General features: G+C 45.2%; 13 protein-coding genes. 2 read left to right on the top strand and 11 right to left on the bottom strand.

Features of this window, described 5'->3' with window-relative positions:
- Window positions 1-207: 207 nt before the first annotated feature.
- Genes PHE37_RS11950 through PHE37_RS11965 form a run of 4 tightly spaced genes read right to left on the bottom strand, consistent with a single transcriptional unit; the run spans window position 208 to window position 7859 of the window.
- The gene (locus PHE37_RS11950; protein WP_299996386.1) at window positions 208-1020 is read right to left on the bottom strand and encodes an HDOD domain-containing protein; all 813 of its coding nucleotides are present in this window, start codon (window positions 1018-1020) and stop codon (window positions 208-210) included.
- A 42-nt stretch (window positions 1021-1062) separates the two neighbouring features.
- Window positions 1063-1965: a transglutaminase family protein gene (locus PHE37_RS11955; protein WP_300008669.1), complete on the bottom strand. Its 903-nt coding sequence runs from the start codon at window positions 1963-1965 to the stop codon at window positions 1063-1065.
- Between the two features lie 3 nt (window positions 1966-1968).
- Window positions 1969-4440: a circularly permuted type 2 ATP-grasp protein gene (locus tag PHE37_RS11960; RefSeq protein WP_299996407.1), complete on the bottom strand. Its 2472-nt coding sequence runs from the start codon at window positions 4438-4440 to the stop codon at window positions 1969-1971.
- Window positions 4441-4487: 47 nt separating this feature from the next.
- Window positions 4488-7859, bottom strand: coding sequence for a DUF2126 domain-containing protein (locus PHE37_RS11965; protein ID WP_299996392.1), 3372 nt, complete (start codon window positions 7857-7859; stop codon window positions 4488-4490).
- A gap of 161 nt (window positions 7860-8020) precedes the next feature.
- Here PHE37_RS11965 and PHE37_RS11970 point away from each other — a divergent pair, with 161 nt between their 5' ends.
- The gene (locus tag PHE37_RS11970; RefSeq protein ID WP_299996395.1) at window positions 8021-8803 is read left to right on the top strand and encodes an MBL fold metallo-hydrolase; all 783 of its coding nucleotides are present in this window, start codon (window positions 8021-8023) and stop codon (window positions 8801-8803) included.
- Window positions 8804-8845: 42 nt separating this feature from the next.
- On the top strand, window positions 8846-9415 hold the full coding sequence (locus tag PHE37_RS11975) for an alkylphosphonate utilization protein (RefSeq protein ID WP_299996397.1): 570 nt from the start codon (window positions 8846-8848) through the stop codon (window positions 9413-9415).
- 95 nt (window positions 9416-9510) lie between these two features.
- On the opposite strand, the gene PHE37_RS11980 is transcribed toward PHE37_RS11975, so the two are convergent.
- The 7 genes from PHE37_RS11980 to PHE37_RS12010 all read right to left on the bottom strand — a co-directional run bounded on the left by PHE37_RS11980 (window position 9511) and on the right by PHE37_RS12010 (window position 14756).
- Window positions 9511-10305, bottom strand: coding sequence for a hypothetical protein (locus PHE37_RS11980; RefSeq protein WP_299996399.1), 795 nt, complete (start codon window positions 10303-10305; stop codon window positions 9511-9513).
- Between the two features lie 11 nt (window positions 10306-10316).
- Window positions 10317-10568, bottom strand: a complete 252-nt coding sequence (locus PHE37_RS11985; RefSeq protein WP_299996401.1) for a ribbon-helix-helix protein, CopG family — start codon at window positions 10566-10568, stop codon at window positions 10317-10319.
- A gap of 13 nt (window positions 10569-10581) precedes the next feature.
- Window positions 10582-11172 (bottom strand): ParA family protein, encoded by a 591-nt coding sequence (locus PHE37_RS11990; protein WP_299996403.1) that lies wholly within the window; start codon window positions 11170-11172, stop codon window positions 10582-10584.
- 161 nt (window positions 11173-11333) lie between these two features.
- Window positions 11334-11498: a rubredoxin gene (rd, locus tag PHE37_RS11995; protein WP_299930981.1), complete on the bottom strand. Its 165-nt coding sequence runs from the start codon at window positions 11496-11498 to the stop codon at window positions 11334-11336.
- Between the two features lie 14 nt (window positions 11499-11512).
- Window positions 11513-12373 (bottom strand): thiamine pyrophosphate-dependent enzyme, encoded by an 861-nt coding sequence (locus tag PHE37_RS12000; RefSeq protein ID WP_299996405.1) that lies wholly within the window; start codon window positions 12371-12373, stop codon window positions 11513-11515.
- Window positions 12370-14049: a 2-oxoacid:acceptor oxidoreductase subunit alpha gene (locus PHE37_RS12005; protein ID WP_300008671.1), complete on the bottom strand. Its 1680-nt coding sequence runs from the start codon at window positions 14047-14049 to the stop codon at window positions 12370-12372. The genes PHE37_RS12000 and PHE37_RS12005 overlap by 4 nt, the downstream gene beginning before the upstream one ends.
- Window positions 14046-14756, bottom strand: coding sequence for a DUF2231 domain-containing protein (locus tag PHE37_RS12010; protein WP_299994791.1), 711 nt, complete (start codon window positions 14754-14756; stop codon window positions 14046-14048). The genes PHE37_RS12005 and PHE37_RS12010 overlap by 4 nt, the downstream gene beginning before the upstream one ends.
- Window positions 14757-14860: the final 104 nt, after the last annotated feature.

Consider the following 14860-nt stretch of genomic DNA (forward strand, 5'->3'; position numbering starts at 1 on the left):
TCTCGAACCGTTTGACCTACTTAGTTTTCAATGATCTCAAACTCAAACTCAGTACCTTAACTCAAGGCCTATCAGCGTTTGTGGACGGGAATTATAGGGGAAAATATCAAAGAAGTCAAGAGGTTTTCGAAAGAAATTTGATGAAATTAACTAAACTGTAAAAAACGTTCACAATCGCTTCTATAATATATAGATTTTTTGATTTACTTACTCAAATTTTTCTTTTACACGTCGCGTCGCATTCATAAAGCGAACGGAGTCTCTTCCCATTTTAGTTACAATCATACAACCTGCTTCGATACTTTTATCACTCAGTTGCTCTTTTACGTTTATCGCAGTGCGTACCGCTTGGATTGCCAAAACCATCTCTTCTATGGATTTGTCGATTTGATCTTCTTGATCCGCATGTTCCATCAGGATCGAAAAAATCTCTTCAAAATGCCAATGTTTAAACAACATTGCACTCACCTGTGCCGATGTGACATCCGTAAACTCTTTTTCTATTTCATCCACTGAATTGGATTCAAGCATTTCTCGAAAGACTTCCCCGTATGAGCTTTCTGTCAACTCTTTTGCTATGATCACTTTCCCCGTCTCCATCAAAAAAGCAAGCGGTATCATGATTTTTGAGCGTTCGACATCAACTCCCATATACCATTGAAACATCAATGCATTTTGCATTGCACTGATTTTGGCAAAATCTTCATTGCTCAATCCGTACGGCGACATATCGATTTCAAAATTGCGATCCATCGATGCTTTTAGCGCCAATGCACGAACCGTCCCTAACCCGAACAAAGTAACGGCCTGCATCACCGAAACAATACGGTTTCTTAACCCGTATATCGGAGAGTTTACTTTTGACAAAATATCGGCAGTCAACAGAGGATCTCCCTCAATGATGGAAACGATGCTTTTCATATCCGGTTCACCCTGACGAAAGGCTTCTTCAAGTTTTACCACCGAAGCGGGGAGCGGAGGAAGAGAGTGTATTTTGGCAATAATGGATTCAAATCCCATTCTTTTTACTCTCCATAGTATGTCTTCTTATTCTCGTTTAGGCTACGAACTGCTTTTTTCACGTTCGACATCCACCATCACCTCTAAATGACTCGACCCGCTTCCGCTCACTACCCCTTGCATCGGAGAGATATCACTGTAATCACGTCCATAGCCTAAAAGTATGTGTTGATCCATCGGGACCATATTATTGGTCGGATCGAAATCAAACCATCCAAAGCCTGGGAAAAAGACCGAAAACCATGCATGGGATGCATCTGAACCGAATAGTTTTTCTGCCCCTTCAGGAGGAATAGTCTCAATATATCCGCTCATATAACGGGCACAGACTCCAATTCCTCTCAAAGCGGTTAATGCAAAATGGACAAAATCTTGACAAACCCCTTTCTTTTCAGAAAAAACCGTCTCGACCGGTGTACTCAGATCACTAAAACCGCTCACAAAAGCAAAATCGGTAAAAATCCGCTCGATGAATTCCACGATTCCCTCATAAAGTGAGCGTTCCGGTTTAATGGATTGCAGCACATAATTTAAAATCTCCATCGAAGCAATAGGCAACAACGGGCTTTTCAAACTGAATTGTTTTGCTTCAATGATTTCAGGAGTCAGAAACATCATACGTTCCAATATTTGAGCATACGTCAGGCTTGCTGCCCTGCTTCTGCTTTCATGGTGTCTCTCCAGCGAGTCATAATTGATTTCAACACGTGATTGTGCAACCACATCTAGGACAGTATGCGGTTCACGTACTAATAGATGATGCAAATGATTTCCGAAAAAATCGTCGTATGGTTCGATCTCTGCCGCTACGGGTTTGGTCGTCAAATCAAAATTCAGTACCTTCTGAATTGATGTATTCCTAGGTTGAAGACGGATAAGATTGTGACTGAATCCAACCTCATGCTGATAAAAAAAGCGGGTACTGTGGTAAATAGTATAAATCATTGGCTACTCATCATAATGGGCAAAATAAGTTTTGGAAAGTTCTCCGGAAGCCAATAATAACCGCGTCGAGAGGCCTGAGAGGAGTGTTTCCAGTTCACCTCGTATATATTCATCGCTTTGGACAGAACACATTCGATCTATTTTGCTCAAACGCATCATCGAAAACGCTTCAAAAACAGGTTCTTCATATCGACTAAGATAGATGGCATTTTTAAATTTCGGCAATTGCGGGAATAGTTTCATCAACCCCTCAATCTCACTGATAAGCGATTTTGGAAAATGGGTATCGAGTAACAAAAACTCAATGACATTGTGTATTTCATATGACGTCCGGTACCGGGCACGATACGCATTTAAACTCTCACACGTTGTGAGGAGCGTCTCTAAGATTTCATATTCGCTAACAACGTCGTGCACAGGAATAAGCAAAGCTCTTGCTTTTGAAATGAGTAACTGTGCGCGTTCAACACGTGCGCCGATCTCATATAAAACGGACCCCTGATCGGCAAACAGACTCTCTTGGATTAACTCTTTATAGGCCATTAATTGCATAAGCAATTTATCCATATTGTAAATCATCAAACGCGGAGGCGGTTTAGTTTCAGAACAAAATTGATGCCATTCACGACTAAGCCGTTCAAAAATACGGGATGCTTCCAGCGGTAAAAGGTTTTTGGCATAGGTATTGGTATTAGAGAGCATCCCGATAATCTGGGCCAAACTTCCCACACGCATTGCATTGAGGGTTACAGAAGTAATTTCATCGAATGCTACAACTTGCTTCTCATCATCTAAAAAACCGGGATAGGTCATAGTAACATGGGTAAGGGCTTTCGTCAGCATCTCTTGCGTTTGACGGTTTGAAGCTTGATCATAGCGCGAGGCATTGGTCATGTATTTGAGGGTAGTCCGTATCATACGTGCGGTCAAGATAGAACGCGTTAGATATCGTCCCAGCCAAAAAAGGTTCTCTGCCCGTAGACTCGGTATATTTTCAAGTGAATTTTCAGCAATCGATTGAGATTTAAAAAGAGGATTTAATGGCACCGTTTTGGATTCCCCTAGTACCCACAAATCTTTACTGCTTCCGCCGAATTGATTCGATACCATCAAAGAATCATTACTCATCCCCACACGAACCAAGGCTCCGGGCATCACTGTATATTCATCTTTCTGAACAATCGTATAGGCACGAATAACAACTTTTCTCGGCTCAATCAAGTCTTTTACCAATGTAGGGCAGCTCGCAAATTCGACTTCTTCTTGACCGACATAGCGATGCGGTTGTTCAAGGATCTCTTGACGAAGTGATTTAAGCTCTTTTTTCGTCAAGTTTTTCCCGACAAACGTATGTTTTTCTCCGATCCGGTCAATTGTTTTGATAATCAGCCGGTCAATATTATCCAACACAAATTTTTGCTCTTTGGCTTGACCGCACCACCATGTGGCGATTTGCGGCAAAATCAGTTCTTCATCGAGAAAATAGCGCGCCAAATGAGACATGAACGGATTTAAACCGACATTTTCCAGTACACCGCTGCCTAAAGGATTGAACATCTTCACCCCGCCGGCTCTGATCGACTGAACAAGTCCGGCTACACCGAGTTGGGAATCTTGTCGCAATTCCAAAGGATCACAATAGGTCTCATCCACACGGCGTAAAATCGTATCGACACGACGGAGCCCTTTAAGACTTTTGAGCCAAACAGCACCGTTTTTAGCCAATAGATCCTGACCTTGAACCAGAGTAAGCCCCAAAAACGAACTTAAATATGCATGTTCAAAATATGTTTCATTATGCGGACCGGGGGACAAAAGGACATTAAGCGGCTCAATTTTATGTCTGATGCTGTCACTATTAAAGATCGATTTGAATGTTTCAAAAAAATCGTACAGCCGTTTGACCGAAATTCCTTCAAATAAATCTTGCATCGCACTGTTCATGGTAAGACGGTTTTCAATGGCGTATCCGATACCGGATGGGGCTTGGGTACGGTCATTGACTACCCAGATTTTCCCGTCCGGTCCACGCGCCATATCCGCCGCATATATCACCAAAGGGATTTTCATGCCGTGCATTTCACGCATAAAACCCCCATGTGCATAAATGACTTCCATGGGGATAATTCCGTCTTTAATCGTCTTTTGCTCGCCGTAAATGTCTTGCAGCAATAAATCAAACAGTTTACATCGCTGCTTAAGCCCTAATTCGACGGCATTCCACTGATCTTCCTCAATAATTAAAGGAATCGGATCAAGTTTCCATGGACGGTTGAGCCCTCCCGGATCATTATAGACGTTATAGGTTACCCCGTTGTCCTCAAGCCGCCAGTCAATCTCTTTTTGCTTGAAACGCAGCTGATCCAACCCGATTGTTTCCAGATTGTCTTTTAATGTTTTCCAATGAGGACGAATATTGTTTTCCTCGTCAAACATCTCATCATGCGATGAACTGACATGATAGTTTTCAAACATCGAATTCAATCCGTTACCCTTTTTTGACTAAAGTAACGAATTTTACCCTATTGTGCATTAGGGCTCCATTTTCGGCGTAAATCAAGTGTATGCGGATATTCCAATGATCCCGGCAATTCCTGATACGTGAATGTTTTTTGTTTCGGATGCGCTTGTACTTTACGTGTTATTCCCTCTTCCCCCATCAGTTCCTGTTCGCGAATCATCGGTTCATGAATCTCTTCCATCTCGCCTTGGGTATGTCCGAATCCCCAGTAACGGCTGATACGACGCGATTGTGCTTCGAGTGTATTGACGGGGAAAGTATCGTAGGCACGTCCTCCCGGATGGGCGATAAAATAGGTAAACCCTCCCATAGAACGGCGATTCCATGTGTCGACAATATCAAATACTAATGGTGTATCGACCCCGATCGTCGGATGCAGTGCCGACCATGGCTGCCACGCACGGTAACGGACACCGGAGACGTATTCACCCTCTACACCCGTTGAAACGAGTGGAACGCGCACACCGTTGCATGTAACGACATAGCGTTCACTTACAAAATCTTGTACTTTTATCTGGACCCGTTCAACCGAGGAATCGACATAACGGGCCGTTCCCTGCGAGCTTGACTCTTCGCCCAAAACGTTCCATGGCTCAATTCCTCCACGCAGTTCGCAGTGGATTCCCTCGATCGTACTCATCCCGTATAACGGGAAACGGAATTCAAAAAACGGATCGAACCAATCATTTTCGAACGCATATCCTTCGGAACGTAAAAATTCGACAATGTCGCGGATATCTTCGCGAACATAATGTTCAATCAAAAATTTATCGTGTAACTGTGTGCCCCATCGAACCAGTTTGTGTTTGTACGGTTTTTTCCAAAACAATGACACCAGAGTACGGATCAACAGCATCTGCACAAGAGACATTTGCGCATGCGGCGGCATCTCAAAACCGCGAAGTTCCAAAATTCCAAGCCGTCCGGTTGACGAGTCGGGAGAATAAAGTTTATCGATACAAAATTCACTACGATGGGTATTTCCCGTCAAATCGGTCAACATATGCCGGAACAGTCGGTCAGTCAGCCAAAACGGAACTTCTCCCCTCTCGGGAATTTGATTGAATGCGATTTCAAGCTCATACAAGTTTTCCAGCCGACCCTCATCCACACGCGGCGCCTGAGAAGTCGGCCCGATAAACTGTCCTGAAAAAAGGTACGATAGACTCGGGTGGTGCTGCCAAAAGGTAATCAACGAACGCAGCAGCTCCGGATTGCGTAAGAGCGGGCTGTCACTTGGAGTAATACCGCCGATGGTGACGTGGTTTCCTCCTCCCGTCCCGGATTGTTTACCGTCTTGCATAAATTTGAGTGTCCCCAAACGGGATTGATGCGCTTCTTCGTAAAGCGTATTGATAACACCCGTGAGTTCCCCCCAGCTAGAGGTCGGATGGATATTAACCTCAATAACTCCCGGATCGGGGGTAACACGCATTTTTTCAATACGTAAATCATGCGGAGGCTCATACCCCTCAATCATCACTGCCATATTCAGTGCTTCGGCAGTCTCTTCGATCGAAGCGATCAAATCCAAAAAAGCTTCGGTATTCAAAATCGGAGGAAGAAAAATAAAGAGTTTCTTTTCGCGTATCTCAATACTGAGAGCCGTGCGGACAAAAGCCTCATAATCGATTGTTTTTTTCGTTGTTTGTTTCGCTTTTGCCGCCCGTTCTTTTACGGCGTCATGGTACTCTCCCAGCGACGGAAATGCCGCAAAAAGATCCGGCTCAAAGCTCTGTTCCAACTCCACATGCGGTTTATGGGTCAATGAATCCAACGGTAAGCGTAGTCCTACAGGAGAGGTTCCCGGAGCAAGGAAAAGTTGAGCCCGCCGAAATTCCCAGCGGCAGGTGATCCATCGGGTCGTTCCCCAATTCAGCGGCAGTACAAATCCGGCAGGTTTGTCAATCCCGCTGGAGAGACTGTCGGCTAGAGCACGGCGTTCCAATGAATCTTTTAGGGTTGCTTTCAACGGATCGACATCGACCGGCAACAATGACTCTTGCAGCAGTGCTACAAGCGGATCGTTATACGCATCATGGATATTTTTGTCACTGATGCCCAGGTTCAAGCAGAGCTTGGCTAAAAATTTCCGTGCATCTTCCGGAGTGTAATCGAACGACTGATCCAAACTTGCCAGTAAATCGGGATTTTTCCAAATCGGTTGCCCGTCTTTACGCCAAATAATCGTCGACATCCAACGCGGGAGCGGTTCACCCGGATACCATTTCCCCTGTGCATGATGGAGCAGCCCCCCCTTGCCGAAAGTCTTTAACAATCGGCGGGAGAGTACATTGGCGAGTTCACGTTTATGCGGACCGTCTGCTTCGGTATTCCATTCGGGCGATTCCATATCATCGATGGAGACGAAAGTCGGCTCTCCCCCCATCGTAAGACGGACATCATTTTCAAACAGTTCTTTGTCTACCTGATATCCCAGTGCATCGATCGCTTCCCACTGCTCGGAACGATACGGCTTTGTGACACGCGGCGATTCGAATACCCGCGTTACGGTGTTGGAAAACGTAAACTCTACCTCACACTTATCCATAGCCCCCTCTACCGGTGCGGCACTTTCCGGATTGGGAGTACAGGCGAGAGGGATATGTCCCTCCGCAGCGAACAATCCGCTCGTAGCATCCAATCCGATCCATCCGGCTCCCGGAATATAGACTTCGGTCCATGCGTGCAGATCGGTAAAATCTTCCGCCGGACCGCTCGGACCGTCGAGCGATTTAACATCAGCAGCGAGCTGCACAAGATATCCCGATACAAACCGTGCGGCAAGCCCGAGATGTCGGAGTACCTGAACAAACAACCATGCAAAATCGCGACATGACCCCGTTTTTCCTTTAAGCGTTACGGCACAGGTCTGGACTCCGGGTTCCATTCGAAGCGTATAGTTTAGATACTGGTTGATTTTCATATTCAGTTCAACCAAAAAATCGTTGATAGGACGCGGAGTTTTATCGATAGAATCTATAAATGCTTGAAGCCGTTTCCCTTTTTCACTAATCTTCAAATACGGTGTGAGCTCTTTTTTCAACTCTTTTTTGTAGGTAAACGGAAAGTTTGTCGCATATTCCTCAACGAAAAAATCAAATGGATTGATACTGACCAGTTCCGCTAAAACTTCTACATCGATTTCCAGCTCCGTTGTCTTTTCAGGAAATACGATTCGTGCCAAATAATTCCCGAACGGGTCTTGCTGCCAGTTGATAAAATGATCTTCCGGTTTAATATTCAGTGAATACGCCTCAATAGGGGTCCGACTGTGGGGGGCTGGGCGAAGACGTATCACATGAGGAGAAAGATTTATCGGACGATCGAAAGCATAATGAGTTTTATGAGAGAGGACAACTTTGAGCGACATCGGATTCCTTTGCGCGTACTGATAGGTTAAATATCAGCAAGGATAACACAATTTGATCCAAAATATCGAACTTTTAATGCTTATAAAACGATCAGTCGTATTTAAAACGCAGATTCACATATTTTGTAATATAATTTAATTTCATATGTAAGGGTGAGTTCATGGACAGTATTGAATTTTTAGGGACCGGCGGAACGCGAACACCCACACAAGGGACTACCTGCCTGCGGGTAAGTACCCACTGTGTCATTGATGCCGGCAATCTTATCAATACGTTCGGTGATGACGTTTTTACAATAGAACATATTTTTCTCAGCCATTCGCATCTCGATCATATTATTGACATCCCTTTTCTCGCCGATCTTTTCGTTACCCAAAAAAAAGTCTCTCTCAAAATTTATGGTTTGAAAGCGACACTTGATGATTTACGCCAATTTATCTTTAACCATCGGGTCTGGCCGAACTTTGAAGAGATCACGCTGATCGGCCATACGCAAAAGACGATCGAACTGATCGAACTGGAACTCGAAACTCCTTATACAGTAGATGATGTAACCCTTACCCCTTTCAAAACAGATCACACGGAAGGAAGCTGCGGCTATATCATCGAAAAAAACGGTGCGGGGATGATGTTTACTGCCGATACCTATCGATGCAATCGCATATGGGATCTTCTCGATGAACTCCCGCATATTCACACCCTCATTACAGAAGTATCCTTCCCATCGAGTTTTACAAAATTGGCACATGATAGTAAACACCTTACCCCGGCACTCCTTTCAGACGAATTGAATAAATGCAAAAGAGATGATTTCACAGTCTCCGTCATGCATCTCAAAGCCCTCTTCGTTGCTCCCATAGTCGATGAATTAAAAGCGATGAAGCTGCTCCGTAACGGAGGGAAAGTCCTTGTCGATGGGGATCGAATTCAATACGCACGGTAGCAATACGCTATAATACGCTTATTATTTAAGTAAGGTGTCATTATGAGTATTGAACAAACATTAAAAGAACGCAGCGGAAATATTTGCGAATTGTGCGGTGCAAGCGAGGGATTGAGCCCTTATGAAGTTGCTCCGAGTGACGGAAGTGCAGAACAATCGATCTACATCTGCGAAACCTGCAAAAGCCAAATTGAAAACCCTCAAAATCTCGATACAGATCACTGGCGATGTCTAAGCGACAGCATGTGGAGCCAAGTCCCAGCCGTACAAGTAATGGCATATCGCCTTCTCAGCGCACTTGGTGATCAAGATCAACTCGATATGATGTATCTCGAAGACGATGTCAAAGCATGGGCACAAGCCGGAATGCTCAGCACTGCCGCAAACGATGATGGCGGAGCAGTTGTTCAACGCGACAGCAACGGAACCATCCTAGCAGAAGGTGATACCGTAACGCTGATCAAAGACCTCGAAGTTAAAGGGGCAGGATTTACCGCCAAACGCGGAACCATCGTCAAAAACATCCGCCTTACCGATGATCCGCGGTACATCGAAGGAAAAATCAACGGCAGCACGATTGTTCTCGTTGCCGCATTTATGAAAAAAGCCTAAAATTAAACGCCAAAGGAATTCATCCCTTTGGCTACGCTCGCCGCTTTGGCACTGAAGCTTGCCTCTATCGAGGCAGAAAAATCGTTCAAATTATATTACTGCTCCAACTGAACCGCTAACTCTGAATAAATACGTGCTTTAGCTATGTTAAAACGATGCGTTTGACCGCTCTTTTCCAATGATGCGATTTTTTGATTGAGTTGAATCATCCGCGCATTGATCGAATTGCGGTTTTGAGCCACTTTAGTCTTGTCATCCCCACTTGGCTGTGTCAATCCTACAAAGCTTTTCGCCTGATTGACGTAGTTGCCCGTCGTATCGAGTGCATCGGCAATACTCTGCGTCGTCGCCGCCATTGCAGCGGTAGAAGAGGAAATCTCTTTTAGTGAGACTTCGAGGTCATTCGCATCATTGAGCAATTTTGTGTCAGCATACACTGCCAATCGTGAAATGTCTGCCGCTTTTACATTTGAACGATCCATCTTGTCAAATCCCGCCAAAAAAATGTCCGTACTTGCTTTATATCGGTTCAGCGCACTTGCGGCACCGCCGAGATTGAGTACCGTTTTGGAAATCAGCTTGGTTGTATTGCAAACCTCTCCTGCATACGGGATCGGTAAAAATCGGACGACATTGCTGATGTATACGCTCGATTTGACCATTTCGGAGTAATTATCGACTGTCCCCTTCATCGTATTGATGAATCCCTCGAACGATTCAATATTTTTTTTATCCTCGCGGAGCAATTTTGCCACCCGTGCCAAATAATCATATCCGTATGCATCAAGCTGTTCCGCACTCATACACGGTTTTTGCGGTTGTGTTACAGGTTGCTGGACACATCCGCCCAGCATAAGCATCGTTGCCGCTAACATTATCGATCGTTTCATTGTTATTCCTTTCATATCATCCCCATCTCTTTAAGTGCCCGTCGGATTGCTCCGGCGATCGATTCGCCGGTACGTGCCGTGTGTTCATCGAGTTTTGCTTTTTCTTGTTTGGTCAGTGTCAAAAACACCTTTTCGCTCTGCTTGATCTCTTCCGTTTTTTTCGGACGTCCGCCCGGGTGTTTCGCCGTTTGAATCTCTTTATGCGTTGAAAGTTCCCGCTGGGTCACCCGTGCAGCAAACTTGTTTTCTTTTACTTTTTCCATCTATATCGCCCCCTTAGATGTTTTCATATTCGCGGATTTTCTCATGAAGATCACGGATTAGATTGGAACCTTTTTTATACGCATACGCCTTAATCCCACCCTGCTGCGAAAGGTCGACAATAGATCGATTTTCATTAATCGCCGTCTGCAATGCAACGCTCATAGGTATCGGAAACATCTCAATCTCAAACCCGAGCGTCTCTTCGAATACAAATTTCGCATCCTTGATATCATTCTCTTTTTGGCTCATGTTCGGCACCATCAAGATCGGTTTATTTGACGACGCGACGCGTACCAAAGTATCTACCGTCCCCTGAATCGTCTCCAGAGTCGGAATAAACGGAATAATTATCAAATCCGAATAACTGATGGCCTGATCGAGTTTGATATCATCAAAACCCCCAAAATCAAAAATAGTCTCATCTGTCGGCTTTTGCAAATGTTTTTGCTGAATGTCAATACGCTCTACCCGCTCAGGCAAACGATCGGAGAGCGAACCGTACGGATCAATCTCGCAACCGTAAAATCCGAATCCGGAAATAAGCTGATGGGCAATCATGGACTTGCCCACTCCCCCTTTAAAATTTACAATTGTAATATTCATATTTTACCTTGAGATGTATATAACTGTTAATTACAGTATTTTACCTATAAATAATAGTTTATGTCAAGTTTTATACTGTTAAAAACTAGATTAAGATTTTTACGGATAAAAGAGGGTTGGTAGAAGCGCTAAACGGGCAGTGTAGCCCGTAGCATAGGAATTTATTCAGCCAATTCGGTAAAATCTTCTTTGCCGACACTGCATACGGGACAAATCCAGTCCTCAGGAAGGTTTTCAAACGGTGTTCCGGGCGGGATTCCGTTCTCAGGATCACCTAATTCCGGATCATAAATATATCCGCATACGTCACACTCATATTTTGTCATGTTCTCTCCTTCACTCAAATGTATTTTTCCATCTCGATGCCGAGACGTTGATAATCAACCGTAGTAGAATACAACGGTTTATCTCCAAGCCCGCTTTCGTCTCTCAGGACATTTTCCAAAATGGCTTTCGGAGGGCTTTTATAGATGACCCCTAACGGAAAAGGATGGGACTCCAGCGCTTTTTCAAATGCTTTGACCTTGTCTCTCGGATCATAATCTTCCGGCAGTTCGTACACATTCTCTTTGAACCATTTAAAGGTGTTGGTTTTGTTGAACGTCACGCATGGCTGAAAAATATCGATCAGCACATACCCTTTGTGCTCGATCGCTATTTTGAGCATTTTTTTGCAGTGCTCCTTGTTCCCCGAAAATGTTCGGATGACGAGCGATGCATCGAGCGATATCGCCGTCGCTATCGGATTAAACGATTCCACATGCACCCCTTCGGTCTGCACCGGTGTTTTAAACCCCCGCTGGGATGTCGGAGAAGCTTGGCCCTTGGTAAGACCGTAGACCATGTTGTTATGGACGATGTTGATTATATCGGCGTTTCGTCGGATTGCCGCCATAAAATGGTTTCCCCCTTCACCGTACATATCGCCATCGCCTCCTTCGGCGATCACCGTCAGTGAGGGATTGGCTACTTTCAGCCCCTGAGCGACGGGGAGTGCCCTGCCGTGCAGTCCGTTAAACATATGAACACTCATGTATTGCGGTGTTTTCGCCGCCTGTCCTATCCCCGAAACCACTACGCTCTGAAGCGGATCAAGCCCCATTTCATCCAACGCCTCTTTTAAATGGGCAAGAATCGAAAAATTTCCGCATCCGGGGCACCAGGCGTTATCTTCTACGATTCGGTCAAACCGTGTACTCATCGGATCTCCTTTAGTACGGATGCAATCTTTTCGGAGAGCTCGTCTACAAAAAATGGCAAGCCGTCGGATTTTAGTATCTGATCATGAATCACGATACCGTGCACTTTGAGAAGTCTTGCAAACTGTCCCGTCCCATTATTTTCGACCGTTATGACCTGTTTTGCATCTCTTAACAGAGCCAACTGAGATTCGCTCAGCGGATGAACCCATGAAAAATGGATCGCCGATACCCTATCATCACCGACTCTCTCCACGGCCTCTTTAATGATGTGTTTCGTACTTCCCCAGCCAACGATGACAATATCCCCTCCGACATCCCCTTCGGGAACAATCGCTTCCTTAGAAATCAACTCCCGTTTTTTAAGACGTTTGCCGTTTTGCTCGTTACGGACGGTCATACTCTCGGTAATCAGCCCTTCCTCAGTATGTTCATCCGAATCGACAAGCACGAACCCCTCACCGTATCCGGGGATTCCGCGGGGGCTGATCCCATCATCGCTCAAAGAATAGCGCTTATAGTCCGCCTCGGTTTTTATGATGTGATGAACAGGCTGTTTCGGATTGATTTCAAACCGCTCGACATGAAAATAGCTGTCTGCCAAATACTGATCACTCAAGACAATCACCGGAATTTGATACACATCTGCGAGTTCAAAGGCCCTTCTGGCTAAATCAAAACACTCTCTCACGTCTCCCGGTGCCAGTACGATCCTCGGAAACTCCCCGTGACCGCTGTAGATGGAGAGTTCCAAATCTCCCTGTTCCGTCCGTGTCGGGAGACCGGTCGCGGGGCCGGGACGCTGCGCCAGATAGACAACCATCGGCGTTTCGGTAATCCCGCTGAGACTGAGTCCCTCCCCCATCAGAGCAAATCCGCCTCCACTCGTCGTCGTGATAGATCGTCCGCCCCCATACCAGCCCCCCAGACCCATCTGAAACGCCGCGATCTCATCTTCCGCCTGCTCGACACAGATACCGAAAGCCTGACTCTGCTTCGCCAAAAAGGTCAGCACCCCTGTCGATGGGCTCATCGGGTAGCTGGAGATAAAATTGCATCCACCCGCGATTGCTCCGAACCCGACTCCTTCCGTCCCACTCAAAAAGAAATCTTTTGTTTGCAGGTCTGAGAGATCCGGTTCGATACAGTACAGACAATTTCCGTTATCCTGACCCAGTTTCGCTCCGATCTCTAGCGCTTTGAGATTCACTTCGAGCAGCTCACTGCTGTACAGCTGTGCTACAATCTCTCTCAACACATCCACATCGCATCCGAGCAGTCCGAACACCAGTGCTGCCGCTATCGTATTAGAGACGATCGGGCTCCCGATACTTTTGGCCAAAGCTTCCAAATCGTGATCGTAAAACGTGCAGTCGCATTCGAAATCCCCTTTTTTGGCGATTAAAAAGGTCTCTTTTGTAATCCGATCTTGCGCATGGTAAAAAGCACTGATGTCCAAAGGAACAAAAATATCCGTTTTGTAAACGGGAGCATTAACCGGATTCTTCGAGATGCGGATCAGCGTCGTGTTGCTGCCCCCACGAACTCTGGACATGAACTCTTTGGTCGAAAAGGTATAAAATCCGGCTCGCTTAAATCCTTTGGTCAAAAGGGTTTCGATACTCGCAATCCCCTGCCCCGCTTTTCCCCCGATCAATATCGAAACCGAATCTCTCATTGTCTCGCCCCCCAGGTAATTTTTCCGCCGTAATATCCGACGATCGTTACCGAAATTACCGTTAGAAAAATAATTGAATGGTAAATAATCCCGTCTATACCTTTTTCAAAAGGGATATTTGAATTCATAAACATTTGGATGATGGGAATCACTCCGACGAGCAGAGTAAACAAGGCGCCGACAAGCTTGATCATAAACGGCTTGGATTTAACTAGATCATAGTTGATCCACCAGCTGAATACTCCTGCAAATAAAGCAAATATTCCCATTACCGTAGCCATAAAAAAGGATAAAAATACACTCTCTTCATACGCAACAGAGGGATTTATTAAAAACAGGATATCCGCCACACCGCTAAAATAATGCAATGCAATGGGAAAATGGACAAGCATCGGATGAGGGTGGTAAGTTGCGTACCATTGTCGGTATCGCTCTTTTCGAGCCTCTTTTTCATCTTGCGGCGACTTTTTGGTCGACGGAATAAAAAGTCCGATGGATTCAAAGTGTTCGAAGACCTCATCGGCGTGAGGCGCATCTTCCATTTCAGGTGTTAGATCACACCCTGCAAAATGTCGTTTAAAATGGGCTCCGTTTTTCCACAGTTTGGACGAACTGACGTCGTATACTTTCCCTTTGAAAGCGATGTAAGTCGGCGCACCGTCTTGACCATTGTATTTTTGAAGCTCTTCCTCGGTAAATTGCTGCATAGATCCCCACTCACAACTTCCTGTATGCCCATAAAAAACAAGCATATATTGAACTATCGTTCTACGATATAAACGAAACTCTCACGAATATGAAAGATACTTTA

This window comes from Sulfuricurvum sp., from assembly GCF_028681615.1.
In the GTDB taxonomy this organism is placed as follows: Bacteria; Campylobacterota; Campylobacteria; order Campylobacterales; family Sulfurimonadaceae; genus Sulfuricurvum.